Genomic DNA, 26,666 nt, shown 5'->3' with positions numbered 1-26,666 from the left:
AAACGCCGCCCGCAGATAACGGGCGGCGCCACTGTTTACTTGATTTCGAGAACGTTTAAACGTTCCAGCGCCGGTGCGGCTTCATCCGCATCTTCCGGCTGCCAGCCGACCGGTTGCATCGGAATATCTTCACGATCAAAGGCCAGATCGCCACCGTCGACCACTTCACTGCCGTGGTGAATATCTTTAAAATCAAACAGGTTGTAATCGCTCAGGTGTGACGGCACCACGTTTTGCATTGCGCTGAACATGGTTTCCAGACGGCCCGGATAGCGTTTATCCCAGTCGCGCAGCATGTCGCCAATCACCTGGCGTTGCAGGTTTGGCTGTGAACCGCACAGGTTACACGGAATAATGGGGAATTCTTTGGCCACCGAGAAACGCTCGATGTCTTTTTCGCGGCAATAGGCCAGCGGACGGATCACCACATGCTTGCCATCGTCGCTCATCAGCTTGGGTGGCATGCCTTTCAGCTTGCCGCCGTAGAACATATTGAGGAACAGCGTTTGCAGAATGTCGTCACGGTGGTGGCCAAGGGCTATCTTGGTCGCGCCCAGTTCGGTAGCGGTGCGGTAAAGAATGCCGCGGCGCAGGCGTGAACACAGTGAGCAGGTGGTTTTGCCTTCAGGGATCTTGTCTTTGACGATGCTGTAGGTGTTTTCTTCGACAATCTTGTATTCCACCCCCAGGCCTTCCAGATAAGCCGGCAGGATATGCTCGGGGAAGCCCGGTTGTTTCTGGTCGAGGTTGACCGCAACCAGCGAGAAGTTCACCGGCGCGCTTTGCTGCAGGTTACGCAGGATTTCCAGCATGGTGTAGCTGTCTTTGCCGCCGGACAGGCAGACCATGATGCGGTCGCCTTCTTCAATCATGTTGAAATCGGCGATCGCCTGGCCCACGTTGCGACGCAGGCGCTTTTGCAATTTGTTGAGGTTGTACTGCTCTTTTTGACTGACGGTTTGTTTTTCTGACATTTAAATCGTGCTCGTTTTCAATGGGGGGCACTATGGGGGCATGACATGTAGACCGCGAGTTTAGCATTCAACAGGCTATTTGGGTCAGTATTCATTTCTCCCCGCTTCGCACCTCAGGCCTTGAAGACCCTATGCGCATATCATGCCCCATCTGGTTTGCGATAAAAATGGGTACGCGCCGGCTGAAACAACCAGCAGACAAAAGTATGTCGCGTATGGTACGGATTACGCCGCCGAATACCAGCGCGTTTTATGCATGAGCCCCAGACATGGCCCAATGAGGAGCGAAAGCCGTCTTTTTTACTTAATTTGATGCTCGTCAGCCAGATCGAAACCAATCAGCGTCTGTTCGGTTTTTACGCCCGGCATCATCTGATGCAGCCCCTTGATCAACTCTTCACCGGCATCATACAGCGCCTGTAACGGCATGGCCGGCAGGCTCTCCAGAATAAACCACATCTTGCCGGCATCTGCGTTCAGCCGGGTTCTTATCCCCTGGCGCCAGTTCCAGCGACGGCAAGTGACCCCCAGATCGTCGCGCCAGACGACTTCACCCGGCTCCGGCGATTCATGCGCCACCTCGCCGTCTTTCACCGTATCGAACACTTCGCTTCCATCGGCAACCACCAACCTGGGTTGCCCGACATAGGCTTCAATATTTTCCCCGCCAACGGGAATGGCATAGCGAATGCTGATGGCATTATAAAGATCAACAACGGGATCGATACTGGGTAGCGAGCCGTCTCGCAGGACCCGTTTGCGCAAGGCTTCCGCCGAACAAGGGGTGCGTTTGGGTTTGGCGCCGAATCGGGTAAATGCCTCTCCCCAGGCTGCAAGATGAGCCTCGGCCCAGGGCGCGTCACCCGCAGAAATCGAATGACAAGCCTGTTCCAATGCCTGGTCGGCAATCTTGGGGTGGGTAACAGGTGCGGCTTCAACCACAATGCTTAAGGCTCTGAAACCGGGCGCCACGGAGGAAATCTTGGGATCGATTGACGGAAGAACTGAAAACATCTGACAATCCTATAATGACTAATTTATTTCACAGTAACGACTAATGACCAATAAAGTCAATATATCGACCGAGCACGGCGCGGACATTCAAACCGTCAATGAAGCGGTGTCGAGCACCATCAAGCAGCACCGCAAAAACAAGAAATTGACGCTTGATGAGTTATCGCGCAGGGCGGGCGTCAGCAAAGGGATGCTGGTAGAAATCGAGAAGGGCGCGGCTAACCCGAGCATTGCCATCTTGTGCAAAATAGCGGCGGCGCTGGGCCTTTCCGTAGCCGATATCGTGAATGTCACCGATGCGCCCTCCGCTTACCTTATCGATAAAAAAGAAATACCTACATTATGGACGGGTGATGCGGGCGGAACGGCCCGTTTGCTGGCGGGGACGCGTGGGCCGAATATGATTGAGCTGTGGCGCTGGGAGATGTTTCCTGATGAGCTGTTTGCCTCCACGGGCCACCCTCAAGGCACCTTCGAGCTGCTGCATGTTGAGCAGGGCGTTCTCAACCTGAAGGTGGGGAGTACCGAGATGATTATTCCCGAAGGTTCTTCTGCCGTCGCCAACACCGATGTGCCGCATCATTATTCAAATCAGGGTGAGGGGAAATTGGTCTTCACCATGACCGTGGCCGAACTTCACGCCTGACCTATTGCCGAGAAGTTATCCTAAGGGTGAATGATGACGAACAATGGGTGGCAGGGCCCATTACAGGGAGTGATATGAAACACTCATCCTAAACATACCGCGCAGTTGTACCCGTTATTTCAGGTCTTACAACACTATGTTCAACAGCCAACCCGCCGTTCCGCAGCCAATGACCACCGACCACGGCGGGAGTTTCCAAAACATCAGGGCGACAAAAGCGAGCAGTGCCAGCCCAAAGTCTTGCGGTTTATGAATGGCGCTCGTCCATACCGGCTGATAAAGCGCAGCCAGCAGGAGTCCGACTACGGCGGCATTGACCCCGGCTAACGCCGCCTGCATACGCCTATTTTGCCGCAGCCGCTCCCAAAAGGGCAAAACGCCGAAGACCAACAAGAAAGACGGCGCAAAGATCGCCAGCAGGCAAATGACACCACCTAACCATCCGGAGGGCGCTGTATTCATGGATGCCCCGAGGAACGAGGAAAAAGTGAACAAAGGGCCGGGCACCGCTTGCGCGGCACCGTATCCGGCCAGGAAGGTTTCATTGCTGACCCAGCCGGGAGAGACCACCTCCGTTTGCAGCAGCGGCAACACAACGTGTCCCCCGCCGAAAACCAACGATCCGGCACGAAAGAAAGCGGCCACCATCGCCAGGGTTTGACTTTGCATCAGTTGAGTCAACACCGGCAAGACGATGAGCAGTGCAAAAAATGACGCAATCCAAATTATGCCGCCGCGATGACTCACGGTGACGGGCAGCGGATCATGTGTGCTGTCGTGGTGAGGCATGAGCAGCAATAGTCCGGCCAGGCCGGCAGCGGCAAGCATGGCAAGTTGTCCCCAGGCGGAGGGTATCAGCAGAGCGACGCAGGTCGCTATCAGCATCACCGTGATCCGCCGCACGTCAGTACAGAGGTTGCGTGCCATTCCCCACACCGCTTGAGCGACGACGGCGACCGCCACCACGTTCAGGCCGTGCAGCGTGCCTGGAAATTGTGCATCGCCATAGTGGGAAATGCCCAATGCGAACAGCATCAAGGCAAGGGCTGAAGGCAGAGTAAAACCGGCCCAGGCTGCTGCGGCTCCGGTGTAGCCTGACCGTAACATGCCTAACGCGATGCCGACCTGGCTGCTTGCGGGCCCGGGCAGAAATTGACAAAGCGCCACCAGGTCGGCATAGCTGCATTCAGAAAGCCAGCGGCGGCGTATAACGAACTCGCCCCGGAAATAGCTCAGGTGCGCTATGGGGCCGCCGAATGACGTCAATCCCAGACGTAGAAAAATAAGAAAGATCGACCAAGGACGGCTGTCATCTCTCGGTGGGGGGACCATACATTCGCCTTTTTGATTTGTATTGAGTCATCGTCATATCGACGTGCGTATATTCACTTACAGGTTAGCCGTTTTTACCGCGTTGGCGGCATGATTTCACCTGCAGGTGACAACTCTGAGGGCATCGCCCGCGACATGTCGAATGTTTGAGCGCTTCACGTCTGGAAACGCTTTTTTTCTGTCGAAAAAAACCAAAGCGGGCAGGATTGGCGATATCTGATCACATGGTGGCAGTTAGACCTATGCGTAAATTTTTGCAGACCGGGTTATTGATTTGTTTTACGTCGTTTGCGGGCCATGCCGCAGAGTGCTGCATTTTCTTGCAGCAATCTTCGTTGTCTCAGGTAAAAGCCCATCTCAGCGGTGACGCTAACTATAAGTGGCTGCTGCAGGACGCCGACAGCGCGATGCACAAACCCTTGCTCAGCGTGACCGAGAAAGGGCTGCTCCCAGCCAGCGGCGACAAGCACGATTACCTGAGTCTCGGTGCCTACTGGTGGCCGGATGCCGGCAAAGCGAACGGGTTGCCCTGGGTGCGTCGCGATGGACAGGTGAACCCGGCCAGTAAAAATGAACAGAGTGATGGCGTGCGGCTGGCGGAGTTCACTCAGCGGGTACAGATTCTGACGTTGGCGGGTTATTTCTCCGGGCAACAACGCTATAGCGACAGGGCGATCGCGTTGATCCGCGCCTGGTTTATCAACCCGCAAACGCGGATGAACCCGAACCTCAATTACGCACAGGGTATTCCAGGGCGCGACAGCGGACGTGGTAACGGCATTCTGGACGGGCGTTATTTCGCCACCCGCATTGTCGACAGCCTGCTGCTGTTGCGCCAGACGCCAGGCTGGACGGTGGCCGATGAAAGCCGGATGCGGCAATGGTTTGGCAGCTACCTCGATTGGCTGCTGCACAGCCCCGCCGGCAAGCAGGAAGCCGCCGCGAAGAATAACCACGGCAGTTGGTACGCCGCTCAGGTGGCGGGGATTGCCGCCTGGCTCGGGCGTGATGAAGTCGTGCGGGAGATGGCGGCGCTGACGCAGCATAAGCTTGATTTACAACTTGCCGTTAACGGCTCGCAGCCGCAAGAATTGTTGCGCACCCGTTCGTTCCATTACAGCTATTTTAATCTGCAGGCGTTGGTGCTGATGGCCGGAGTGGCGCAGCGGCAGGACATCGACTTGTGGCATTACCGCACGGCCCAGGGCAGTTCGTTGTTGGCGGCGTTGGACTTTATGGCACCTTACGTTGATGCAGGGCGGAAATGGCCCTATCAAAGCCTTGATCGGGTTGGTGTGCGCATCGTGCCGCTGTTGGTTCAGGCGGATAGCCTAATGAAAACGGATCGTTACCAGCCAATGATTGAGAGGGCGCAGTTTGACGTTGCGCAATGGCAGGGAAAGGAAAACTATGTGCGCGGTGCGGTAAAAGAGGCACAACGGCAAAGCTGGTTGGAAGCAGGGCGCGAACCGGTCGCGCCCTGAAGGGGGACTTACTCGGCGGACGATTGTTCCGTCTTGCCGGCCAACATACTGAGGAAATCGTACTTCTCTTTCAGCTCTTTCTCGGCGGCCTGGTAAAGCGCACTGGCGACCTCCGGCTGCTGCGAGTTCAGGCGGCGGAAGCGCTGTTCTTTCAGCAGGGTTTCGGTCAGCTCGCTGTTTGGCGGCCGAGAATCCAGCGCCAGAGCGGGTTTGCCCTGATCGGCGCGGCGCGGATCGAAACGGTACAGCGGCCAGAAACCGGTGGCGGTCAGCTGTTTCATTTGATCGTGGCTGAGCGCCAAATCGTAACCGTGCTCCTCGCAGGGGCTGTAGGCGATAATCAGTGACGGGCCAGGATAGGCCTCCGCTTCCTGAATGGCCTTCACCGTCTGGTTAAGCTGCGCGCCCAGGGAAATCTGCGCCACATACACATGGCCGTACATCATCATGCTGACGCCCAGATCCTTGCGTGCCTTGCGTTTGCCGTGCTCGCCGAACTTGGTTACCGCCCCGAGCGGCGTGGCTTTCGACTGTTGGCCGCCGGTGTTGGAGTAACACTGGGTATCCAGCACCAGCACGTTGACGTTCTCGGTCAGGCTGAGGACGTGGTCCAATCCGCCAAAACCGATATCGTAGGCCCAGCCGTCGCCGCCAATCAGCCAGATGGATTTATCCACCAGATAATCGGCGTCGGTCGCCAGTTGGCGGGCGTCGTTACCCTCGATTTTCGTCAGCAAGCCGCGCAATTCAGCGATCTGTCGGCGGCGCGGTTCCGGTGCGACCTCGACCATCTGCAACGCCTTGACCAAGGGCTCAGGCAGTTGCGGCGCCAGCGTATTCAGCAACCGCAGCACGCGGCTACGGTGCTGATCGACCGTCAACCTGAAGCCCAGACCAAATTCGGCGTTATCTTCGAACAGCGAGTTGGCCCACGCCGGGCCGCGGCCTTCGGCGTTGGTGGTGTAAGGCGTGGTCGGCAGATTGCCGCCGTAAATGGATGAACAGCCGGTGGCGTTGGCAATCAGCAGCCGATCGCCATAGAGCTGGGTCAGTAGCTTGATGTAGGGTGTTTCGCCACAGCCGGAACAGGCGCCGGAGTATTCGAACAGCGGCGAGATCAACTGCGAAGTGCGGATGTCGATGCGTTCTAGCTGCGCGGGGTCAATCTCCGGCAACTGCAGGAAGAAATCGTAATGCTGCTTTTCCACCTCAAGATTCTCGAGGCGCGAAGCCATGTTGATCGCCTTGATGTCCGGGTTCTGGCGATCTTTGGCCGGACACACCTCTACGCACAGGTTACAGCCGGTGCAATCTTCCGGTGCGACTTGCAGCACATACTTCTGCCCGCGCATATCACGCGCTTTGACATCCAGCGACTGCAAGCTGGCGGGGGCGTGCTCCATTGCCTGCGGTTGCACCACCTTGGCGCGGATGGCCGAGTGCGGGCAGGCGGCGACGCAGTGATTGCACTGGGTGCAGAGATCCGGCTGCCAGAGCGGGATCGTCTCGGCGATATTGCGTTTTTCCCATTGGGTGGTGCCCACCGGCCAGGTGCCGTCCGGCGGGAAGGCCGAGACCGGCAGCGCATCGCCCAGCCCGGCCAGCATCGCGGCGGTAACGGTTTTGACGAAATCGGGGGCGGCATCCGAGACTACCGGCGGGCGCAGCGGGCTGCTGCCGTCGATCGCTTGCAGCGGGATCTCAATCAGCGCATCCAGCGTGGCATCCAGCGCCTGCCAGTTGCGTTCGACGATCTCCTGGCCTTTGCTGCTGTAGCTGCGGGCGATAGCATCCCGCAGTTGCTGTAGAGCCACCTCGCCCGGCAGAATTTGCGTCAGTTGGAAAAACGCCATCTGCATAACGGTATTGATGCGCGCTCCGAGTTGGCACTCGCGCGCCAGCTTTGCCGCGTTGATAATATAGAAACGCGCCTGGCGCTGTTGCAGCACCGCCTGAACCTCTTGCGGCAGCCGTGACCACGCCTCTTCGGCGCCGTATGGCGTATTAAGCAGGAAGATGCCGCCGGGCTTCAGACGCTCCGCCATTTGGTAGGTATCGATAAACTGCAGTTGATGGCAACCGACAAAGTCGGCGCGGCTGATCAGATAGGCCGAATTGATCGGCCGTTCGCTGACGCGCAGGTGAGAAACCGTCAGGCCGCCGGCCTTTTTCGAGTCGTAGACAAAATACCCTTGCGCGTACATCGGCGTGCTGTTGCCGATGATTTTGATGTTGTTCTTGGTGGCGGAGACGGAGCCGTCGCTGCCCAGGCCGTAGAACAACGCCTCCAGCGATGCGCGCGACGGCAGGCTTTCTTCGCTGAGCGGCAGGGAAAGGCCGGTCACATCGTCGTAAATGCCGACGGTAAAGCGCGGGCGCGGTCTGGCAAGTTGCAGTTCGTTGAATACCGCCAACGCGCAGTCCGGCCCGAACTCCTTCGAAGACAAACCGTAACGACCGCCGATCACCACCGGCATGTCCGCGCGTTCGCCACGGCTGAAAGCCTCGGCCAGCGCGGTCATCACATCCAGGTACAGCGGCTCAGCCAGCGCGCCCGGCTCTTTGGTGCGGTCCAGTACGGCAATTTTCCTGGCGCTTTCCGGCAACACGCTAAGCAGGTGCCTGGCGGAGAAGGGCCTGAACAACCGTACTTTTAATACGCCGACCTTTTCGCCACGCGTTAACAGGGCGTCAATCGCCTCTTCACAGGTGCCGATAGCGGAACCCATCAGGATCGCTACACGCTCGGCCTGCGGGTGGCCGTAATATTCAAAGGGTTGATATGCCCGTCCGGTGATCTGCGCAAATTTATCCATCGCATCAATCACATGCCGGCAGGCGCTGTCGTACCAGGGATTCGTGGCTTCACGCGACTGGAAATAGGTATCCGGATTGGCGGAAGTACCGCGCACCACCGGGTGGTCCGGTGACAAAGCGCGGCTGCGGTGGGCGTCAATCGCCTCCTGCGGCAGCATCTGACGCAGGGTATCGTCGCTTAACGGCACGATTTTGTTGATTTCGTGCGAGGTGCGGAAACCATCGAAAAAATGAATAAACGGCAGGCGACTGTTGAGGGACGCCGTTTGGGAAATCAGCGCGAAATCCTGCGCTTCCTGGACGCTACTGGCGCACAGCATAGCGCAACCGGTCTGGCGTACGGCCATAACGTCGGAATGGTCGCCGAAGATCGACAAGGCATGGGTCGCTACGGTGCGCGCGGCGACGTGCAACACAAACGGCGTCAATTCACCGGCCAGTTTGTACAGCGTCGGGATCATCAGCAGCAGGCCCTGCGATGAGGTGAACGAGGTCGACAGCGCGCCGGTTTGCAGCGCCCCGTGCACCGTGGCGATGGCTCCGCCTTCCGACTGCATTTCCATCACGCGCGGCACGTCTCCCCAGATGTTTGGGCGGCCGTCGCCGGACCAGGCATCCGCCTGTTCCGCCATGGTTGAACTGGGGGTGATCGGGTAGATGGCAATCACTTCGCTGGCGCGATAAGCGACGGAAGCGACTGCATTATTACCATCTGTAGTAATCATCGGCTTTACCTTTCATTGCTCAAAAAGCTGCAAAAGTGGCTTCTCGCAGTAATTAACAAAGTCTAGCAGAGGGATATATTGGCTCTTTATCGCGTTTGTGTGGCGGGTGAAAAATCAGCAGGAAGCGCGCGCAAGTAATATTTTCGATAAAAATTGTTTTTAAACGGAGAATTAACCGGGTTGTTTAACGACAATTTATTCGCGACGCGCCATACTGGTGAAGATGTTCACTTACAGAAGAAAAGACGATGAACGGATTTATCTATTTGACCATGGCGATTGTTGCTGAAGTGCTGGCTACCACTATGCTGAAAGCCTCGGAAGGTTTTACCCGATTGTGGCCGTCGCTGGTGGTTGTCGTGGGCTATGCCGTGGCTTTCTGGGGGCTGTCGATGGTGGTGAAAACCATGCCGCTGGGGATTGTCTATGCTATCTGGTCGGGTATGGGCATTGTTCTGGTGTCGATAGCCGCGGTATTTGTCTATCAGCAAAAGCTGGATCTACCGGCGGTGATCGGCATGGGGTTAATTATTGTCGGCGTACTGGTGATTAATTTATTGTCGAAAGCGGCGGTGCATTGATTGTTATTTTAATGTGAAAATAGCCGGCGTGACATTCAGTGACGCTGGCTGAATATGTAATAAGTCATTAACGGAAAATAAAAGATTGCTCCGCCCCGATCATTTCAGTTGAGGCTAATGAAGCGGCAACCTGAATGTCACAAATGTATTAACCCGCAACAGCAAAGTTCGCAATATCTCCCGCGCCGGAAGCCAATAATTGCGCAGCCGCCCAAGACCCCCGACACGACTTCACGTGCCGGCAACATGTCGAATCTGCCGGTCGCCGCCCTTCGCGAGTGAGACTCCTTTGCCGGCAATCCAGGCTACGTCGCCGACCTGTGACGCCCGACAGGTATCAGAGGAAAAGAAATCCTGTAACGATAATAATGTCGATTCTGTTCAAATAAACGCCAAATAATCGCAGGAATATATTTCCATAATTAATTTATCAGGCTAAATTAAACAGGTTTGCATCAAAGATAACTGAACGTGTCCGCATTAAAGTGACGCGAGTTATCAGCAATGGCGATTTTACACAGCGCAGTTCCGGGTTCAGGAGTGAGAATAATGCAAAAATCAACGTGGCTGCTTGCCGGCGCCGTACTGCTTTTGGCCGCATGCAGCAGCAAGAATGAAGAACCAATTCAGCAGGGCAACAGCGCAAGAATCAATACGTTACAGACCAGCGCCAACTGCGCCAGCGTTGGCGGCGTCACTACCGTGGCTCATAATTTAAACGGCGAAGCGGTAAGAATGTGCCAGATGCCGAACGGTAAACAGTGTGAGGAGTGGACCCTGGGTAAAGGGGCTTGCTCAACCGCCGGTTAAGGCGAAAGAAAACCAGGCCGCTTGAGCAGCCTGGTAAACAGGGATCACTGCACCCAGTCTCGCAGAGTATATACCAGGACATGGTCGCCGCCGCTCAGCGTTAACTGCTGAGCGTTGAGGCTGACTTTTGCGCCTTTTTCCAGCACGGCGCTGAGGGTCTGATCCCACTGATTGCGTTGCGCATCGGCGCACAGCATCCGCGTTGAGGCCAGGTTTTTCACCGTCAGCACGCCGTTTTGCAACTGACCGCTGCCGAAGAAACGGTTGCACATCGCGCCGGAAACATGCATTTTCTCACCGAACTCAATGCCTGGGGCGTTACCGGGCTGCGGCTTCACCGCAACGCCGTCCACGCTTTGCAGCACGAAATTGTGATGTAACAGGTCGCCTTCCGTGATCGCTTTATCGCTCTGATTCATTCCACACCCCGTTAATAACAGCGCTGCTAACGCCATCGGCAGGCACTTTTTCATGCGTTTCCCTCACTGAAAAATCAGGCGTTAAGCTGATTAGGGCAATTTTCCCCGCGATCCAACTGGTTGACGTTTTTCAGCGTGGTTTCCGAGATGCTGGTCAGCGCCTCTTCAGTCAGGAAAGCCTGGTGACCGGTGAACAACACGTTGTGGCAGGCTGACAGACGGCGGAATACGTCATCCTGAATCACGTCATTGGATTTGTCTTCGAAGAACAGATCGCGCTCATTCTCATACACGTCCATCCCCAGCGCGCCGATTTTTTGTTGTTTCAGCGCCTCAATCGCCGCCGAGGAGTCAATCAGGCCACCGCGGCTGGTGTTGATGATCATGACACCGTCCTTCATCATCGCAAAAGCATCGGTATTCAGCAGGTGATGGTTTTCCGGCGTCAGCGGGCAGTGCAGGGTGATCACGTCTGATTGCGCGTACAGCGTTTTCAGATCAACATATTCTGCGCCCAACTCCAGCGCTTGCTCGCTTGGGTAGGGATCGTAAGCCAACAGTTTCATGCCGAACCCTTTCAGGATACGCATGGCTGCCACGCCAATCTTACCGGTGCCAATCACCCCGGCGGTGCGATTATGCATGTTGAAACCGATCAGCCCCTCGAGCGAGAAGTTGGCGTCGCGGGTGCGTTGGTAGGCGCGGTGGATGCGGCGGTTAAGGCACATCATCATCCCTACGGCGTGTTCCGCCACGGCCTCCGGCGAATAAGCCGGCACGCGTACCACTTTGATGCCCAACTCTTTGGCGGCGTCCAGGTCCACATTGTTGAAACCGGCGCAGCGCAGGGCCAGGATTTCAACCCCCAGCGCCGCCAGTTCTTCAAGCACTTCACGGCTGCCGTCGTCATTGACGAAAATGCATACCGCTTTGCAACCGGCGGCAGTTTTGGCGGTTTTCTTGCTGAGCAGAAAGTCGAAGAACTCCAGCTCATAGCCAAACTGTTGATTCACCAGTTCGAGATATTTACGGTCATACTGTTTGGTGCTGTATATCGCCAATTTCATCGTGGTTTCTCCCGCGTGATTTTGTGACGAATTTAACAGATTTTAGTAAATTCTACAATTGGTTAGCTTATCTTCGGCATGGGTAAAACGCTTTGTAGAGGGCAGGTTCAAGAGTAGCCTAAGGGCGCGGGGAGTGTGGAAAAAAATCCCCACGGGGGGTGGGGAATGGCTTCTCTAGTACAGTAAGCTCGTGGCTGACTTTTGTTAGAATGCTTGCAAGACTATTAATGAACAAACGCAATCACAATAACAAAAGTCTGAAACACATATTATTCACATTGTGAATATGTAACTAAAACCTACAGGGCCAGCATCGATGACTGGAAAGCCGTCTGAACAGGCGTTGCTTGCGCTATCGACTTCACCCTATGTCAAATTCGTGCCATCATTATTGCCAATTCAGGCATAGACTTACGCTACACGGCGTTCGGTTCGTGCAATTAATGCCTAACTCAGGAATGAAGCAATCATTTAATGACTAAGCGATTGAAAGTATTCATAGGGATTGTGGTAGGTATTGTGATCCTGCTGTTGGCGCTGTGGCAAACTCTGCCGCGCTGGCTGCCGCGCGTGCTCGCCCATTGGCTGCCGCAGGGCAGTCAGTTGGTTTTACAGGGCAAACTGCGGTGGCAGCAGGGTGCCTTGCAACTGGATGGCGCCCGATTTACCGCGCAGGATTGTTTGCTGGCCGCCGTGGGGCCGACCCGGTTGGCTTATCGGCAGGGGCGCTGGCAACTGAGCAGCGACAAACTCAGCATTGATAGCGCCTGTTTATCAAAATTGCCCGCCGGCGATGCCAACAGCGCTCCTCTGGCGCTCGATAAAGTGCAAAAACAATTGCCGCTGCTGGATGTCACCATCAATGATTTCACGGTGATCCCGTGGCAACACTACGCCGGCAAACTGCAATTGCACGCCTCTGCTGAGGGCCAACGCCTGCAGTATCAGGGGAAAAACCTCAGCGCCGAAGCCGTGTTGGACGAGCACCAGCAACTGACGCTGAACAGCCTGACGCTTACTCCGCCCAACAGCCCGCAACCGCTGCATTTGACCGGCAAGATTGCCATTCCGCTGGATTTGGACAGCATGCCTGCGCAGGGGGCGTTGCAGGGCGAGATGCAAACCGGCTATCTGGAAAAACCGCTGCTGCTCGATATGCGCTGGCAACAGCAGCAAGGCGTGTTGACGCTGACGGAAAAGGGCGACGAAAAACCGCTGGTGACGTTACCCTGGGAAATCACCCCGCAGCAGGTCAGCATCAATCAAGGCGAGTGGCGTTGGCCCTACAGCCGGCAGCCGCTTAACGGCGGGCTGAGCGTAGCGCTGCACGACTGGAGCAAGGGGTTGGATGAAACCCAAATCAGCGCGCGTTTGAATGTGATTACCGCCGGCCACAATGGTAAAGGCAATGCGGTGTTGACGCTGGGGCCGGGCAAGGTCGGATTGATCGACAGCGATCTGCGCTTCCAACTGACCGGCCAGGCGAATCTGGCCGATTTTTCCATGACCGCCTCTATTCCCGGCATTCTCAGTGGCACTATCCTTAATCCGACGCTGGTCTTGCAGCCTGGATCCTTGCTGCGTTTGTGGGGCAACGCCACGCCGGAAATGAAGCTGGAAGAGGCGCGCCTGCCGCTGGCCGGCGTCAGGGTTACCGCCGCCGGCATTACCGGCCGCCTGCAAGCCATCATCAACGCCAGCGACAGCTACTGGGGCCGTTTTAAGCTGCATCTGGACGGTAAAGCACAGGATTTTTGGCCGGATCACGGCAACTGGCAATGGCGCTATTGGGGTAATGGTCGGTTACCGCCGTTGCAGGCGGCCTGGGACGTTGCCGGCAGCGGCAGTTGGCAGGATACGACGATTGTTCTCGACCGTCTTTCCACCGGCTTCGACAAGCTGAAATACGGCCTGGTGACGGTGGATGCGCCGCGTCTCAGCCTTGGCCAGCCACTGCACTGGCAGCGTGGTGAGCAGAACCCGGCGTTCAATGCCGATGTTCAACTGGTTGCCGGCAAGGTCAGTTTCACGGACGGTGGCCATTTACCCGCGCCGGTGTTGGCGCTACAGCTTAAAGGCACTACGCCGGACAGCTTCCAGTGGCAGGGCAAATTGCAGGCGGAACAGATTGGGCCAATCGCGTTGCATGGCCGCTGGGACGGCGAACGGCTGCGGGGTGAAGGCTGGTGGCCGAAACAATCGCTGAAAGTATTCCAACCGCTGATCTCGCCGGATCTCAATATCACGCTGCGCGATGGTACGTTCTACGCTCAATCGGCCTTTTCGGCCGCCCGCGTGCAGGGCTTTGAAGCCGGTGGTCACTGGGTCGTGAACAATGGCGGCATGTGGCTGAAGGACGGGGAGATGAGCGGTCTGGATTTTGTCATGTCCTACCGATTCAAAAATCACTCGTGGCAATTGGGTGCCAAACGGCCGGTAACGTTACGGATCAAATCATTCAGCAACCTGTTCGAAATGCAGAATATCACCGCCGATCTTCAGGGCTTTTATCCCTACAGCGAACCGGCGCCGTTAACGCTGAGCAATGTCGGCATGGATGCGCTGAATGGGCATGTCAGCCTGTCGGCGTTGCGAATGCCGCAACATGATGCTGCGGTGCTGAAGCTGGACAAGGTGGATCTCAGCGCGCTGTTTACCGCGTTGAAGCCAAAACAATTTGCCATGTCCGGCAAGGTCGATGGCGAGCTGCCTTTGTATCTCAATCACCCCAAATGGCTGGTGCGCAATGGATGGATCGCCAATGCCGGCACGCTGACGCTGCGGCTGGACAAAGACATGGCGGACGCTATCGGCAGCAATAATCTGGCGACCGGCGCGGCGATAGACTGGCTGCGCTACATGGAGATCAACCGTTCGCAGGCCAGTGTCGATCTCGATAATCTGGGCGAGCTGACGCTAAAAGCGCGCATTGACGGGGTAAATCCGCAGAAAAGCGCCAAACGTGAGGTTATCCTGAATTACACCCATCAGGAGAACGTGTTTCAGCTATGGCGCAGTTTGCGCTTTGGCGACAATTTACAGGAGTGGCTTGAGCAGGCCCTCTCAAAACCTGGGGAACAACCATGAAAATCATCAGCGGACCCTTGCTGGTAGCCGTGTTGGGCACTTCTTTACTGAGCGGCTGCGTGCCGCGCATTGAGGTCGCGACGCCCAAAGACCCGATTACCATCAATATGAACGTGAAGATCGAACATGAAATTCATATCAAGGTGGATAAGGACGTCGATAATCTGCTGAAAACCCAAAGCGGTCTGTTCTAGGAGCCAAACAAAAATGAAAAAACGTTATTTAGCCTTGCTGGGGGCAGCCTGGTTATTCAGCGATATGGCGATGGCACTGACGCTTGATGAAGCCAAACAGCAGGGCCGCGTGGGCGAGACGCTTAGCGGCTATATTGCGCCGGTCAAACAGGACACCGAAACCCTGACGCTGGTGAAAAACATTAACGCCGGGCGTACCGTAAAATATCAGGAAGTGGCGGACGGCAACCATATCGCCATCGATGAAGTGGCGCGCATGGCCGGGCAGAAGCTGGTGACGCGTGCGCCCGCGGGGGAGTATGTGCGCGGCATTAACGGTCAGTGGTTGAAGAAATAAAAAAGCGCGCCGTTTGGCGCGCAATCGCGATAAAGCTTTGGAATTATTTTGAGGGCAGTGCAATAGGCATTAACGAAGATCGGTATGATTCGGCAGGGGCATATTGCCCCTGCGACGCATCAGGCGGCGACAACCTGCGCCAGCACGGCTTTGGCATCGGCCTGCGCTTTGGTTGCAACGTCCGGGCCGTAGGCGATGCCTTCGGCGAACACGAACTCAACGTCGGTGATGCCGATGAAGCCCAGGAACAGACGCAGGTAAGGTTCAACCAGATCGGTTGGCGTGCCTTTATGAATGCCGCCGCGGCTGGTCAGAATGATGGCGCGTTTGCCCTTCACCAGGCCTTCCGGACCGTTTTCGGTGTAACGGAAGGTCACGCCGGCGCGGGCAATCAGGTCGAAATAGTTTTTCAGCTGGGTCGGGATGTTGAAGTTATACATCGGCGCCGCCATAACGATGGTGTCATTGGCTTGCAGCTCGGCAATCAGTTCGTCTGACAGCGCCAGCGCTTCTTGCTGACGTGGGGTCAGTGGCGTATCGGAAGGGCGCAGCGCGCCAACCAGTTCGCCGTCGAGCACCGGGATTGGCTGTGCGGCCAGATCGCGGACGGTAATGGTGTCGTTGCCGTGGGTGTTGGCCCACTGCTCCACGAAGAAATCCGCCAGTTGATTAGACTGAGAATAGCCCGCCAGGATGCTTGATTTGAGAACCAATACTTTGCTCATCGGTAATTCCTTACGTTATGACAGTGACATCAGGACAAAGCGTCCCTTGCATGGGGTACACTTTATTCACATTCTTCCAGCAGTGATAGCGCAATATTTCGAGTTCTTTGTTCGATTTTATTGAATGACCCGATGCCTCTTGAACAGCGGCATTATGGGGAAAAAGCGGCTTGTGCTACTCTGAGCGGCTAAAGATGAAAAAGTGCCAATACATCATTAAACCGTTGCTAAAGCTTGATACGGCAGCGATGAGACAAGGAATACCGAACGTGAAATCTCCGCTCGCGGCATCCTCTGCCCAACTGGGCGAACTGATGCTCCGTGATCAACAACGCCTGCAACGTCGGTTGCAGGGCGCACGAAAAATCAAAAATCCCGATGCTCAGTTGGCGGTCGCCGCTGAAGTAGAAAGTGACATTGCGGCGGCGTTGCAGAAAGTGCAGGCGCGCGCTGCCTCTTGCCCGAAAATCACCTATCCGGAAAACCTGCCGGTCAGCCAGAAAAAGCAGGATATCCTGAATGCGATCCGTGACCATCAGGTGGTGATCGTCGCCGGTGAAACCGGTTCGGGGAAAACCACCCAGTTGCCGAAGATCTGCCTGGAACTCGGGCGTGGGGTGAAGGGGCTGATCGGCCATACCCAGCCACGGCGCCTGGCGGCACGCACCGTAGCAAACCGCATTGCCGATGAACTGGAAACGCCGCTCGGCGGCAGCGTCGGTTATAAGGTGCGCTTTAACGATCAGGTCGGTGAAAATACGCTGGTCAAGCTGATGACCGACGGTATTCTGCTGGCGGAAATCCAGCAGGATCGGCTGTTGATGCAATACGACACGCTGATTATCGATGAGGCGCACGAACGCAGCCTGAACATCGACTTTATCCTCGGTTATCTGCGTGAACTGTTGCCGAAGCGCCCCGATCTGAAAGTCATCATCACATCGGCGACCATCGATCCTCAGCGGTTTTCGCGCCATTTCAATAACGCGCCGATTATCGAAGTTTCCGGTCGTACTTATCCGGTCGAGGTACGCTATCGCCCGGTGGTGGACGACGCCGACGATACCGATCGCGATCAACTGCAGGCGATTTTCGACGCGGTGGATGAACTCGGCCGCGAAGGGCCTGGGGATATCCTGATCTTTATGAGCGGCGAGCGTGAGATTCGCGATACCGCCGACGCGTTGAACCGTCTTGATTTGCCGCATACCGAAGTATTGCCGCTTTATGCGCGGCTATCGAACAGCGAACAAAACCGGGTGTTCCAGTCGCATCACGGCCGCCGCATTGTGCTGGCGACCAACGTGGCGGAAACCTCGCTGACGGTGCCGGGCATCAAGTACGTCATCGATCCGGGTACCGCGCGCATCAGCCGCTACAGTTTCCGCACCAAGGTCCAGCGCCTGCCGATCGAGCCGGTGTCCCAGGCTTCCGCCAACCAGCGTAAAGGCCGTTGTGGCCGCGTGTCGGACGGTATCTGTATCCGTTTGTACTCCGAACAGGATTTCCTGTCGCGGCCGGCGTTTACCGATCCGGAGATCCTGCGCACCAACCTGGCGTCGGTTATCTTGCAGATGACGTCGCTCGGGCTCGGCGATATCGCCGCATTCCCGTTTGTCGAAGCGCCGGACAAGCGCAATATTCTGGACGGCGTGCGCCTGTTGGAAGAACTCGGTGCGATTAAAACGGCTGAAAACGGCCATTATCAGCTCACCCCGCAGGGCCGCCAACTGGCGCAGTTGCCTATCGATCCGCGCCTGGCGCGCATGGTGCTGGAAGCGCAAAAGAGCGGCAGCGTACGTGAGGTGATGATCATCACTGCCGCGTTGTCGATCCAGGATCCGCGAGAGCGGCCGATGGACAAACAGCAGGCGTCGGACGAGAAACACCGCCGTTTCGCCGACAAAGACTCGGACTTCCTGGCCTACGTCAATCTGTGGGACTACCTGAAAGAGCAGCAGAAAGAGCACTCCTCCAGCCAGTTCCGTCGGCTGTGCCGCAATGATTTCCTTAACTATCTGCGGGTGCGCGAATGGCAGGATATCTACACCCAATTGCGCCAGGTGGTGAAAGAGCTGGGGCTGCCGGTCAACAGAGAGCCTTCCGATTACCGCAGCGTGCATACCGCGTTGCTCACCGGGCTGTTGTCGCATATCGGCCAGAAGGATGCCGACAAGCAGGAATTCACCGGCGCCCGCAACGCCCGGTTCTCGATCTTCCCCGGCTCCGGCCTGTTCAAGAAGCCGCCGAAGTGGACGATGGTGGCCGAACTGGTGGAAACCAGCCGCCTGTGGGGCCGCATCGCCGCACGCATCGAACCTGAGTGGATTGAGCCGCTGGCCCAGCACCTGGTGAAACGCAGTTACAGCGAGCCGCACTGGTCGAAATCCCAGGGCGCGGTGATGGCCAATGAAAAAGTGACGCTGTTTGGGTTGCCGATTGTCGCTGCACGGCCAGTCAATTACAGCACTATTGATCCGCTGCTGTGCCGTGAGCTGTTTATCCGCCATGCGTTGGTGGAAGGCGACTGGCAGACGCGGCATGCCTTCTTCAGCGCCAACCTGAAGCTATGCGCCGAAGTGGAAGAGCTGGAACATAAATCGCGTCGCCGCGACATTTTGGTGGATGACGAAACCCTGTTCAGTTTCTACGACCAGCGGATACCGAGCGATGTGGTGTCCGGGCGTCATTTTGATAACTGGTGGAAAACCGCCGGTAAACAAAAGCCGGATCTGCTCAGCTTTGAAAAAGAGATGCTGATCAAGGACGGCGCCAACAAAATCAGCGCGCTGGACTACCCGAATGCCTGGCACCAGGGCAATCTCAAGCTGCGCTTGACTTACCAGTTTGAGCCGGGCACCGACGCCGATGGCGTGACGGTGCACATTCCTCTGCCTATTCTCAACCAGATTGAAGATCAGGGCTTTGAATGGCAAATCCCGGGCATTCGCCGTGAGCTGGTGATTGCGCTGATCAAGTCGCTGCCGAAGCCGGTTCGCCGTAACTTTGTCCCGGCGCCGAACTACGCCGAGGCTTTCCTCGGGCGGGTCACCGCGCTGGAGCTGCCGCTGTTGGATTCGCTGGAGCGGGAGTTGCGGCGCATGACTGGCGTGACGGTGTCACGAGATGACTGGCACTGGGATCAGGTGCCCGATCATCTTAAAATGACGTTCCGGGTGGTGGGTGAAAATCATAAAACCTTGCTCGAAGGCAAAGATCTGACGGCGCTCAAGCTGCAACTGAAGGATAAAGTGCAGGAGACGCTGTCGGCGGTGGCGGATGATGGGTTGGAACAAAGCAATCTGCATATCTGGAGCTTCGGCAAACTGCCGGAGTTTTATGAGCAGAAACGCGGCGGCTACTCGATGAAAGCCTACCCGGCGCTGGTGGATGAAAAAGACAGCGTGGCGATCCGTCTGTTCGACAGCGAGCAAGAGCAGCAACAGGCGATGTGGCAGGGCACGCGCCGCCTGCTGTTGCTGAACATTCCTTCACCGATCAAGTATCTGCATGAAAAACTGCCCAACAAAGCCAAGCTGGGGCTGTATTTTAACCCTTATGGCAAGGTGTTGGATTTGATCGACGACTGCATCTCGTGCGGTATCGACAAGCTGATTGCCGAACATGGCGGGCCGGTATGGCAGGAAGATAACTTCGCGCGCCTGCAGGAGTTGGTGCGCGGCGAGTTGAATGAAACGGTGGTGGGGGTGGCCAGGCAGGTCGAGCAGATCCTGACCACGGTATTCAATATCAACAAGCGGCTGAAGGGCCGGGTGGACATGTCGCTGGCGCTGGCGTTGTCGGATATCAAAACCCAGCTCGGTGGCCTGATTTATCGCGGGTTCGTCACCAACAACGGCTGGAAGCGCCTGCCGGATACGCTGCGTTATTTGCAGGCGATTGAACGCCGGCTGGAGAAGCTGGCGATCGATCCGCACCGCGACCGCGCGCAGATGCTGCGGGTGGATCAGGTGCAGCAGGCGTGGCAACAGTGGCTGAACAAGCTGCCGCCGAAACGCCGGCAGGATGACGAAGTGAAAGAAGTACGCTGGATGATAGAAGAACTGCGCGTCAGCCTGTTCGCTCAGCAACTCGGTACGCCTTATCCGATTTCGGACAAACGCATCATGCAAACTATCGAGCAGCTTTCAGCGTAAACGAACAGGGGTCAGCATGCTGACCCCTGTCGTTATTTACCCGCAGCCAGCGCGTCCAGCGCATCGCGAATGCCGGTCACTGCCAACGCGCGGTTATCGGCACGGTAGCGGTCTTGGGCCGTCGGCGCGGAGCTTTGAATGGCGATCAACGACCAGCCGTCGGTGGTTTTCAGCAGTAACGGCGAACCGCTGTCTCCGGGCAGGGTATCGCACTGGTGCGACAACACGCCCTGCTGCGCCCAACCCGTCACTTTACAGTTCTGGTGGCTGTAGAGATCGTCCAGGTGGTCTTCCGGGTAACCGGCTTGGGTAATCAGCCGTTTGGCCTGTTTCATCGCCAGCGTTAGCGCTTTGCCGTCGCCTTGCCACAGCGGCAGAGGTTTAATCGGCAGCGGTTTTTTATCCTTCAGGCGGATCAGCGCAAAGTCATAGGCTGCGGCAGCCGGTGGTACAATCCAGCCTTCGCCGTCAGGCTTGAGTTTTTTCCCCAACTTGCGGTCGACCAGCGTTTCGATATTGTCGATCTGGTATTTCCAGCTCTTATTGCCGGCAACAAAGCGCAGGGCGATGGCCTTATCCAATTGGCCTGGCGGCGCCAGTACACAATGGCCGGCGGTAAGCGCCAGATGAGGGGAAATCAGTGTGGCGGTGCACAAGTTGCCGCTGGCGGTTTCCACCTGGCCAATCGCCTGCCAGGGCCACTCCTCGGTTTGTGTGACCTTTATCCGTTCATCCTTACCAAAAAATAAGCGGGTTTGCTCAGCCGTCGACGCGTCGGATGGGCTGTCGGCCCGCGCTGAGAGGGAGAGTGCGAGCGGGAATGAGCACAGCAACAGCAAAACGGTTATGCGCATAGATCTCTTGCCTGGCAAATACGAATCATCCATAAACACACGGAATGCTAACTATAGACTGATTTAGCTATTGTGTGGATGGGCAGTGATTGATTTTTCGATAATTTATAACCCGAGGGGGATCAGCGGCTACAAATAAAAGAAGGTGGCGATCAACCCGCACAGGATCAGGGCGATCAGAATGATTTCAAATAAGTAGCGGCGCAGCATTGATGAGAACCCCCGATGAAAAAACACCCGGCGAACCGGGTGTTGGACAGATCAATTCTGGTCTGGTGAGGGGAACCTCACATCAGATTGCTGTTACGCAGCTTTTTTATGGCTGGTTTTTTTGTGGTGTTTTTTTGCTGCCTGGGCTTTCTGAGCCGGGGCTTTTTTAGCGGTGGCTTTGTGATGCTTTTTAGCCGCCTGCGCTTTCTGAACTGCCGCTTTCTTCGCGTGATGTTTTTTCACGTGAGTGGTTTTAGCCGGGGCAGCAGCAGTAGTGGTGGTAGCCGTCGCCGCAGGTGCGGTAGTGGTGGCAGCGTCAGCAGCGAAGGCAACAGAAGACAGACCCATTGCAGCGGCAACAACCAGAGCTAATACTTTTTTCATCAAAGAATCCTCAAATTACTCGTCATGTATCAAGCCCACTGCGGGGCCGGTGTTAAGATAGTAGGCAAATGGCGGAACGCTTTCCGTGAGTGATTGGTTTCGGCGTGTAACCTAATGTACAAGCTGCGGGGGGTAGCCTGCCGCGGCGCGCCATAACGCAAAAAGGAACGGTAAATGAATGATATCGCGATCCGTCGCGGGCTCACCGAACAGGGTGAGGTTCCGATAGCTTATGAAGACTGGGGCAATATCGCTCATCCACCGCTGCTGTTGATTATGGGCATTGGCGCGCAGATGCTGCTGTGGCCGGACGATTTTTGCAGCGCGTTGGTGGACAAAGGCTTTCGGGTGATTCGCTTCGATAATCGCGATGTCGGCCTGTCCGGCAAGACGCAGGGCACAAGGTCGCAGCCCTTGTGGCTATTGATATTGCGCGCTCAGCTGGGCTGGCAAACCCGGGTGCCGTATTCGTTCGAAGACATGGCGAACGACGCGGTGCATTTGCTGGATCACCTGCAAATAGCTCAGGCTCACGTGCTGGGGGCCTCAATGGGTGGCATGATTGCCCAGGTGCTGGCGGCGGAATACCCGCAGCGGGTAAAGTCGCTGACCATTTTGTTTTCCAGCACCAACCAACCGTTATTGCCGCCGCCGGCACCTTCATTGCTGAAACTGCTGCTGCGCCGCCCGCCGGCAAATGCGACGCCGCAACAGCAATGCCAGTCTTTGAAAGAGGGGTTGCGCGCACTGGGCAGCCCGGCTTATCCGGTAGAGGAAGCGGAGCTTGATACGCTGGTAAGGCGGTTATTAAAGCGGGGGATGGATGCCGAAGGACTGCAACGTCAATTATCCGCGTTACTCGGCAGTGGCGATTTGCGGCGTTACAGCCGCCGGATCACGGCACCGACGTTGGTGATCCACGGCAATGCCGATCGCTTGGTGCGTAAAGCCGGTGGCGTTGCCGTCGCCAGAGCGATCGCCCATTCGCAACTGCAGGTCATCCCGAAGATGGGCCACGATTTGCCACCTCAGTTGCGCCCGCAATTGGTCGCGATGATCAGTGCGCACGCGGCGCAGTAGCCCGGTCACCGTAGCGCTACGCTGGTCTCTCGGCTAGTTTTAGTTACAACATACATAGAGGGAGTAACCAACCGGTACTCTGCGACAAAGGTGTCGTCAGTGAAGGAAGTGCTTTATGGAGGAGCCTCGGCCTGGCAGGAGAGAAAGGCACGGGCATACCCGTGCCTGGGGGACGTTACAGGTAGCGATTTTCCAGATGCTGACGGAAATAACGCGGGTTTAACGCTTCGCCGGTCGCGTTGGCGATCAGCGCATCGGTAGAGAAGCGGCTGCCGTGATGCCAGATATTCTGTTTCAGCCAGTGGAACAGCGGGTTCAGGTTACCTTCGGCGATGTCGCTGCTCAGCGAGGGCAGAGCTTCACGTACGCTGTGGAACAGTTGCGCGGCATACATCGCGCCGAGCGTGTAAGTCGGGAAATAGCCGAAAGCGCCGTCGGTCCAATGAATATCCTGCATACAGCCGTTGCGGTAGTTACCGACGGTGTCCAGGCCGAGATAATCGCGCATTTTTTCGTTCCACAGCGCAGGGATGTCTTCCACTTCGATATTGCCTTCGACCAGGGCTTTCTCTATTTCATAGCGCAGAATCACATGCGCCGGGTAACTCACTTCGTCCGCATCCACGCGGATCAGACCTGGTTTGACGCGTTGATTCAGGCGGATGAAGTTGCTTTCTTCCAGTGCCGGCTGTTCACCGAACTGCTTGATAATCAACGGGCGCAGAATTTTCAGGAAATCGCTGCCACGCGCCAACTGCATTTCAAACAGCAGGCTTTGCGATTCGTGGATCGCGGTAGAACGCGCCTGCGCCACAGGTTGGCCCAGCCAGTCGCGCGGCAGGTTCTGCTCGTAACGCGCATGGCCGGTTTCGTGGATAATGCCGAGCAATGCGGTATGAAATTCTTTCTCGTTGTAGCGGGTGGTGATACGCACATCTTCCGGCACGCCGCCGCAGAATGGGTGAGCGCTGACGTCGACACGGCCGCCATCGAAGTTGAAACCGAGCAGTTTCATCACGCTCAAACCCAGTTGGCGCTGGGCATCGACCTTGAACGGGCCCTCGGGAACGAGGCAAGGCTCCTGAGCCTGTTTGGCTACCACTTTTTGCAGCAGGTCGGGCAGCCAGGTTTTCAGGTCGCCAAAAATACGGTCGATATCGCTGCCGCGCATGCCTGGTTCATACAGGTTGAGCAGGGCGTCGTACCGGTTGGAACCTGCCGCTTCAGCACGGATCTGTGCTTCCTGACGGGTCAGTTTGACCACTTCACGCAGGTTTTCCGAAAATCCTTCCCAGTCGTTGGCGGGACGTTGGGAGCGCCACGCGTGTTCGCAACGCGCACCGGCCAGCGATTTGGCTTCAACCAGCGATTCCGGCACCAGTACGGCGTTGTCGTATTGGCGGCGCATTTCCAGCAAATTGGCCTGATCAAAGCCATCGAGCGTTTCCTGCTGCGCACGTTCAAACAGATGGCCGGTTTTTTCCGCCGTTAAAATCTGGTGTTGCAGCACGCTCAGTTCGGCCAAGGCTTCCGAGCGCGCTTTGTTTCCGCCCGGCGGCATCATGGTCTGCATATCCCAGCCGGCAATGGCGGAAAGGTGGCCGAAGCGCGACAGCCGGGTGAAAATGGCGCGCAGTTCGTGGTAGGCGGATGAAGGCGAATGTGCAGATGTCATGGTTTGTCTTCCTGTTATTGTGAGCCGGATAACCAGATCGTTTCGTCACTTGAGCTGATGGAGGTTACACCGGGTCTGCTTTTAAATTGAAAGTGGGTTTCACTGGCCAGCAGAAACGGAAGCTGGCTCCGCCGAGTGAGCTGGCGTCTACATAAACCTGGCCCTGATAAGCGACGGCGATAGAATGAACAATCGCCAGACCCAGCCCACAGCCGCCGGTGGCGCGATCGCGGCTGGGATCGAGACGCACGAAAGGTTCGAACACGCGTTCGCGCTCTTCCGGCGGAATGCCGGGGCCGTCGTCTTCTACCTGCAGGCAGGCTCCGTCGCCGTCAAACCACAGGCCAACACGCAGCCGCTGTTCGCTGTAGCGCAAGGCATTGTTCACCAGATTATCCAGCACCCGCTCCATCAGCCGTAAATCGACGCCGCCAAAATCCCCGACATGCGGAATGTCCAACTGGATTTCGCGTTCGGGGTGGATCAGGCGCATATCCTCTACTTTATCTTCCAGCCACTTGGGCAGATCGAGCGGCTCTATGTTCAGCGCCACCTGCGGACGATCCAGCCGCGCGTAAGTCAGCAGTTCGTCTATCAGCGATTCCAACTGACCGATATCGCGGTTTAGCGCCTGTTGTTCGCTATCGGAAAGGTTATCGCTCATTGCCAGCCGGTAGCGCAGCCGCACCAGAGGAGTACGCAATTCATGGGCGATACCGTCTATCAGCTGCTTTTTACTGGCAATCAGGGTATTGACGTTGTCCGCCATTTGGTTGAATGCCACCCCCAGACGGTTCAGGCTGGAGGTCGGATCGAAATGGGTGCGCTCATCCAGATGCCCGGCACCAAGGCGCTGAGCGGCATTCTCCAGCTTGAGCAAATCCTGCCAGTGCGGGCGCATCCATAAAAATACCGGCAACGCCAGCGACATGCCGATAAACACCAGCAGCGCCAGATCCAGCAGCCGCATCTGATGCAAATAGAACAGATAAGGAATGGGGCCGACCACCAACACATAATGACTGCGTGGAATGCGCTGCATAAAGGTGTATTGATCGTCGAGAGCGATAATTTCACCGAGGCGCAGCCGTCTTTTCAGATCTTCACTCAGATCCTGTTTGCCGAGCGGCTCGATGTGCAGCTTAAACGACAGGTTCAAGTCCAGCGTTGCGATGGTCTTGTTCCAGTCCTTCAATGGAATTTCCCGCAGCTCGCTGCGCATCAGGTACAGCGAGCTTTTCATCAGGTCGTCCATTGACTGGCGGCCGGCGCGTTCGGCCGTCACCTTGTACACCAGGCCCACCAACATCGCCATCACCAGAAAACAGACGAACAGCAGCAGGAAGAACTGCACAAAAAGCTTTCTCATTGCTGCACGAACTCCCAGGCATTTGGGGCGAACAGATAACCTTTATTGCGCACGGTTTTGACGCGGAAGGGCTCCAGCGCATTGTCGTACAGTTTGCGGCGCAGGCGGGAAATCGCCACGTCGATGCTTCGATCAAGGCCGTCGTAGCTCACGCCGCGCAAGTTTTGCAGCAGCGCCTCGCGGTCCATAATCTGCCCGGCGTGGGTAGCCAACTCCCACAGCAGATCGAAATCCGAGGTGGAAAGGGTGATCATCTCTTCGCCCAGCGTCACCTGGCGGTTGACCGGATCGATGCATAACAACCCGAAGTGCAGCGCGTTGTGCTGGGTGATCGGTTGCGTTGACTCTTCCTTGGGGTGATTGCCATGCTGGCGCAGGTGTAAACGCAGGCGCGCCAGTAAAACCGCCGGCGGCGTGGTTTTCAGAATGTAATCGTTGGCACCCATTTCCAATGAAAGGATATGGTTCATATCGCTGTCGAGTGAGGTGAGCAATACGATCGGCCCAGGAAAGGTTGGGCGCAAATCGCGGCACAGCGTCATGCCGTCTTTTCCGGGCAGCATAATGTCGAGCAGCACCAGGTCCGGCAATTCTTGCTCAATGCGAGCTTGCGCGCTGTCGCCACGCGGCTCAATCAGCACTTCTATATCGTGTTTGCCCAAATAGGCGGCAATCAGCTTGCCGACTTCCGGATCGTCTTCCACAAAAACAATTTTATGCATATT

Annotated in this window: 21 protein-coding genes and 1 pseudogene; 9 read left to right on the top strand and 13 right to left on the bottom strand. The window is 56.5% G+C overall.

Annotated features, from left to right (window positions below):
- Nucleotides 1-35: 35 nt before the first annotated feature.
- The 3 genes and pseudogenes from ttcA to JK621_RS11960 all read right to left on the bottom strand — a co-directional run bounded on the left by ttcA (nt 36) and on the right by JK621_RS11960 (nt 1,988).
- Entirely contained in the window at nt 36-974 is a 939-nt protein-coding gene (gene ttcA, locus JK621_RS11965) for a tRNA 2-thiocytidine(32) synthetase TtcA (RefSeq protein ID WP_212559991.1), read from the bottom strand.
- A 139-nt stretch (nt 975-1,113) separates the two neighbouring features.
- Nucleotides 1,114-1,258 (bottom strand): annotated as a pseudogene (locus tag JK621_RS25585) (site-specific integrase); the annotation flags it as partial.
- 16 nt (nt 1,259-1,274) lie between these two features.
- The gene (locus tag JK621_RS11960) at nt 1,275-1,988 is read right to left on the bottom strand and encodes a B3/B4 domain-containing protein (RefSeq protein WP_212559990.1); all 714 of its coding nucleotides are present in this window, start codon (nt 1,986-1,988) and stop codon (nt 1,275-1,277) included.
- Nucleotides 1,989-2,031: 43 nt separating this feature from the next.
- On the opposite strand from JK621_RS11960, the gene JK621_RS11955 reads away from it, so the two are divergent.
- Nucleotides 2,032-2,634, top strand: coding sequence for a helix-turn-helix domain-containing protein (locus JK621_RS11955; protein WP_212559989.1), 603 nt, complete (start codon nt 2,032-2,034; stop codon nt 2,632-2,634).
- Between the two features lie 126 nt (nt 2,635-2,760).
- On the opposite strand, the gene chrA is transcribed toward JK621_RS11955, so the two are convergent.
- Complete coding sequence (chrA, locus tag JK621_RS11950) at nt 2,761-3,966, bottom strand: chromate efflux transporter (protein WP_212559988.1); 1,206 nt, start codon at nt 3,964-3,966, stop codon at nt 2,761-2,763.
- A 242-nt stretch (nt 3,967-4,208) separates the two neighbouring features.
- Between chrA and JK621_RS11945 the strand changes: the two genes are divergently transcribed.
- Nucleotides 4,209-5,450 (top strand): alginate lyase family protein, encoded by a 1,242-nt coding sequence (locus JK621_RS11945; RefSeq protein ID WP_212559987.1) that lies wholly within the window; start codon nt 4,209-4,211, stop codon nt 5,448-5,450.
- 8 nt (nt 5,451-5,458) lie between these two features.
- Here the strand turns inward: JK621_RS11945 and nifJ are convergent, their stop codons facing one another.
- Nucleotides 5,459-8,992 (bottom strand): pyruvate:ferredoxin (flavodoxin) oxidoreductase, encoded by a 3,534-nt coding sequence (gene nifJ, locus JK621_RS11940; RefSeq protein WP_212559986.1) that lies wholly within the window; start codon nt 8,990-8,992, stop codon nt 5,459-5,461.
- Between the two features lie 248 nt (nt 8,993-9,240).
- Here nifJ and JK621_RS11935 point away from each other — a divergent pair, with 248 nt between their 5' ends.
- Nucleotides 9,241-9,573 carry an SMR family transporter gene (locus JK621_RS11935; RefSeq protein ID WP_212559985.1) on the top strand — a complete coding sequence of 111 codons (333 nt, stop codon included), beginning with the start codon at nt 9,241-9,243 and terminating at the stop codon, nt 9,571-9,573.
- Between the two features lie 549 nt (nt 9,574-10,122).
- Nucleotides 10,123-10,383, top strand: a complete 261-nt coding sequence (locus tag JK621_RS11930) for a DUF333 domain-containing protein (RefSeq protein ID WP_126482975.1) — start codon at nt 10,123-10,125, stop codon at nt 10,381-10,383.
- Nucleotides 10,384-10,427: 44 nt separating this feature from the next.
- On the opposite strand, the gene hslJ is transcribed toward JK621_RS11930, so the two are convergent.
- Both hslJ and JK621_RS11920 read right to left on the bottom strand, forming a co-directional pair.
- A complete protein-coding gene (hslJ, locus tag JK621_RS11925; protein WP_212559984.1) occupies nt 10,428-10,856 on the bottom strand; it encodes a heat shock protein HslJ in 429 nt (142 codons plus the stop codon).
- A 20-nt stretch (nt 10,857-10,876) separates the two neighbouring features.
- A complete protein-coding gene (locus JK621_RS11920; RefSeq protein ID WP_212559983.1) occupies nt 10,877-11,869 on the bottom strand; it encodes a 2-hydroxyacid dehydrogenase in 993 nt (330 codons plus the stop codon).
- 474 nt (nt 11,870-12,343) lie between these two features.
- On the opposite strand from JK621_RS11920, the gene JK621_RS11915 reads away from it, so the two are divergent.
- From JK621_RS11915 to JK621_RS11905, 3 genes are read left to right on the top strand one after another with little or no spacing between them, the layout of a single operon-like run.
- Nucleotides 12,344-14,956, top strand: coding sequence for a YdbH family protein (locus JK621_RS11915; protein WP_212559982.1), 2,613 nt, complete (start codon nt 12,344-12,346; stop codon nt 14,954-14,956).
- Entirely contained in the window at nt 14,953-15,150 is a 198-nt protein-coding gene (locus JK621_RS11910) for a YnbE family lipoprotein (protein WP_004945033.1), read from the top strand. The genes JK621_RS11915 and JK621_RS11910 overlap by 4 nt, the downstream gene beginning before the upstream one ends.
- Nucleotides 15,151-15,163: 13 nt before the next feature.
- Nucleotides 15,164-15,487: a YdbL family protein gene (locus tag JK621_RS11905; RefSeq protein ID WP_212559981.1), complete on the top strand. Its 324-nt coding sequence runs from the start codon at nt 15,164-15,166 to the stop codon at nt 15,485-15,487.
- Nucleotides 15,488-15,606: 119 nt separating this feature from the next.
- On the opposite strand, the gene azoR is transcribed toward JK621_RS11905, so the two are convergent.
- Nucleotides 15,607-16,212 carry an FMN-dependent NADH-azoreductase gene (gene azoR / locus JK621_RS11900; protein WP_004945026.1) on the bottom strand — a complete coding sequence of 202 codons (606 nt, stop codon included), beginning with the start codon at nt 16,210-16,212 and terminating at the stop codon, nt 15,607-15,609.
- 269 nt (nt 16,213-16,481) lie between these two features.
- Here azoR and hrpA point away from each other — a divergent pair, with 269 nt between their 5' ends.
- Nucleotides 16,482-20,369, top strand: coding sequence for an ATP-dependent RNA helicase HrpA (gene hrpA, locus JK621_RS11895; RefSeq protein ID WP_212559980.1), 3,888 nt, complete (start codon nt 16,482-16,484; stop codon nt 20,367-20,369).
- A gap of 32 nt (nt 20,370-20,401) precedes the next feature.
- On the opposite strand, the gene JK621_RS11890 is transcribed toward hrpA, so the two are convergent.
- Nucleotides 20,402-21,223, bottom strand: coding sequence for a trypsin-like serine peptidase (locus JK621_RS11890; RefSeq protein ID WP_212559979.1), 822 nt, complete (start codon nt 21,221-21,223; stop codon nt 20,402-20,404).
- Between the two features lie 303 nt (nt 21,224-21,526).
- Nucleotides 21,527-21,817 (bottom strand): acid resistance repetitive basic protein Asr, encoded by a 291-nt coding sequence (gene asr, locus JK621_RS11885; RefSeq protein WP_212559978.1) that lies wholly within the window; start codon nt 21,815-21,817, stop codon nt 21,527-21,529.
- Nucleotides 21,818-21,991: 174 nt separating this feature from the next.
- On the opposite strand from asr, the gene JK621_RS11880 reads away from it, so the two are divergent.
- A complete protein-coding gene (locus JK621_RS11880) occupies nt 21,992-22,897 on the top strand; it encodes an alpha/beta fold hydrolase (RefSeq protein WP_212559977.1) in 906 nt (301 codons plus the stop codon).
- A 175-nt stretch (nt 22,898-23,072) separates the two neighbouring features.
- Here the strand turns inward: JK621_RS11880 and JK621_RS11875 are convergent, their stop codons facing one another.
- The 3 genes from JK621_RS11875 to rstA form a co-directional block, all read right to left on the bottom strand.
- Nucleotides 23,073-24,572 (bottom strand): carboxypeptidase M32, encoded by a 1,500-nt coding sequence (locus JK621_RS11875; protein WP_212559976.1) that lies wholly within the window; start codon nt 24,570-24,572, stop codon nt 23,073-23,075.
- Nucleotides 24,573-24,636: 64 nt separating this feature from the next.
- Entirely contained in the window at nt 24,637-25,941 is a 1,305-nt protein-coding gene (rstB, locus tag JK621_RS11870; RefSeq protein WP_126528177.1) for a two-component system sensor histidine kinase RstB, read from the bottom strand.
- On the bottom strand, nt 25,938-26,663 hold the full coding sequence (gene rstA / locus JK621_RS11865) for a two-component system response regulator RstA (RefSeq protein ID WP_212559975.1): 726 nt from the start codon (nt 26,661-26,663) through the stop codon (nt 25,938-25,940). Before rstA ends, rstB begins: the two co-directional genes overlap by 4 nt.
- Nucleotides 26,664-26,666: the final 3 nt, after the last annotated feature.

It is taken from the genome of Serratia plymuthica, assembly GCF_018336935.1.
Lineage (GTDB): Bacteria > Pseudomonadota > Gammaproteobacteria > Enterobacterales > Enterobacteriaceae > Serratia > Serratia plymuthica_B.
The sequence above is the reverse complement of the archived record's forward strand: the minus strand, read 5'-3'. Positions and strand labels throughout refer to the sequence as shown.

Excerpts from the sequence above, each read along its gene's own strand:
- ttcA (WP_212559991.1), bottom strand. The coding sequence starts at position 974 with ATGTCAGAAAAACAAACCGTCAGTCAAAAAGAGCAGTACAACCTCAAC.
- JK621_RS11960 (WP_212559990.1), bottom strand. The coding sequence starts at position 1,988 with ATGTTTTCAGTTCTTCCGTCAATCGATCCCAAGATTTCCTCCGTGGCG.
- JK621_RS11955 (WP_212559989.1), top strand. The coding sequence starts at position 2,032 with ATGACCAATAAAGTCAATATATCGACCGAGCACGGCGCGGACATTCAA.
- chrA (WP_212559988.1), bottom strand. The coding sequence starts at position 3,966 with ATGGTCCCCCCACCGAGAGATGACAGCCGTCCTTGGTCGATCTTTCTT.
- JK621_RS11945 (WP_212559987.1), top strand. The coding sequence starts at position 4,209 with ATGCGTAAATTTTTGCAGACCGGGTTATTGATTTGTTTTACGTCGTTT.
- nifJ (WP_212559986.1), bottom strand. The coding sequence starts at position 8,992 with ATGATTACTACAGATGGTAATAATGCAGTCGCTTCCGTCGCTTATCGC.
- JK621_RS11935 (WP_212559985.1), top strand. The coding sequence starts at position 9,241 with ATGAACGGATTTATCTATTTGACCATGGCGATTGTTGCTGAAGTGCTG.
- JK621_RS11930 (WP_126482975.1), top strand. The coding sequence starts at position 10,123 with ATGCAAAAATCAACGTGGCTGCTTGCCGGCGCCGTACTGCTTTTGGCC.
- hslJ (WP_212559984.1), bottom strand. The coding sequence starts at position 10,856 with ATGAAAAAGTGCCTGCCGATGGCGTTAGCAGCGCTGTTATTAACGGGG.
- JK621_RS11920 (WP_212559983.1), bottom strand. The coding sequence starts at position 11,869 with ATGAAATTGGCGATATACAGCACCAAACAGTATGACCGTAAATATCTC.
- JK621_RS11915 (WP_212559982.1), top strand. The coding sequence starts at position 12,344 with ATGACTAAGCGATTGAAAGTATTCATAGGGATTGTGGTAGGTATTGTG.
- JK621_RS11910 (WP_004945033.1), top strand. The coding sequence starts at position 14,953 with ATGAAAATCATCAGCGGACCCTTGCTGGTAGCCGTGTTGGGCACTTCT.
- JK621_RS11905 (WP_212559981.1), top strand. The coding sequence starts at position 15,164 with ATGAAAAAACGTTATTTAGCCTTGCTGGGGGCAGCCTGGTTATTCAGC.
- azoR (WP_004945026.1), bottom strand. The coding sequence starts at position 16,212 with ATGAGCAAAGTATTGGTTCTCAAATCAAGCATCCTGGCGGGCTATTCT.
- JK621_RS11890 (WP_212559979.1), bottom strand. The coding sequence starts at position 21,223 with ATGCGCATAACCGTTTTGCTGTTGCTGTGCTCATTCCCGCTCGCACTC.
- asr (WP_212559978.1), bottom strand. The coding sequence starts at position 21,817 with ATGAAAAAAGTATTAGCTCTGGTTGTTGCCGCTGCAATGGGTCTGTCT.
- JK621_RS11880 (WP_212559977.1), top strand. The coding sequence starts at position 21,992 with ATGAATGATATCGCGATCCGTCGCGGGCTCACCGAACAGGGTGAGGTT.
- JK621_RS11875 (WP_212559976.1), bottom strand. The coding sequence starts at position 24,572 with ATGACATCTGCACATTCGCCTTCATCCGCCTACCACGAACTGCGCGCC.
- rstB (WP_126528177.1), bottom strand. The coding sequence starts at position 25,941 with ATGAGAAAGCTTTTTGTGCAGTTCTTCCTGCTGCTGTTCGTCTGTTTT.
- rstA (WP_212559975.1), bottom strand. The coding sequence starts at position 26,663 with ATGCATAAAATTGTTTTTGTGGAAGACGATCCGGAAGTCGGCAAGCTG.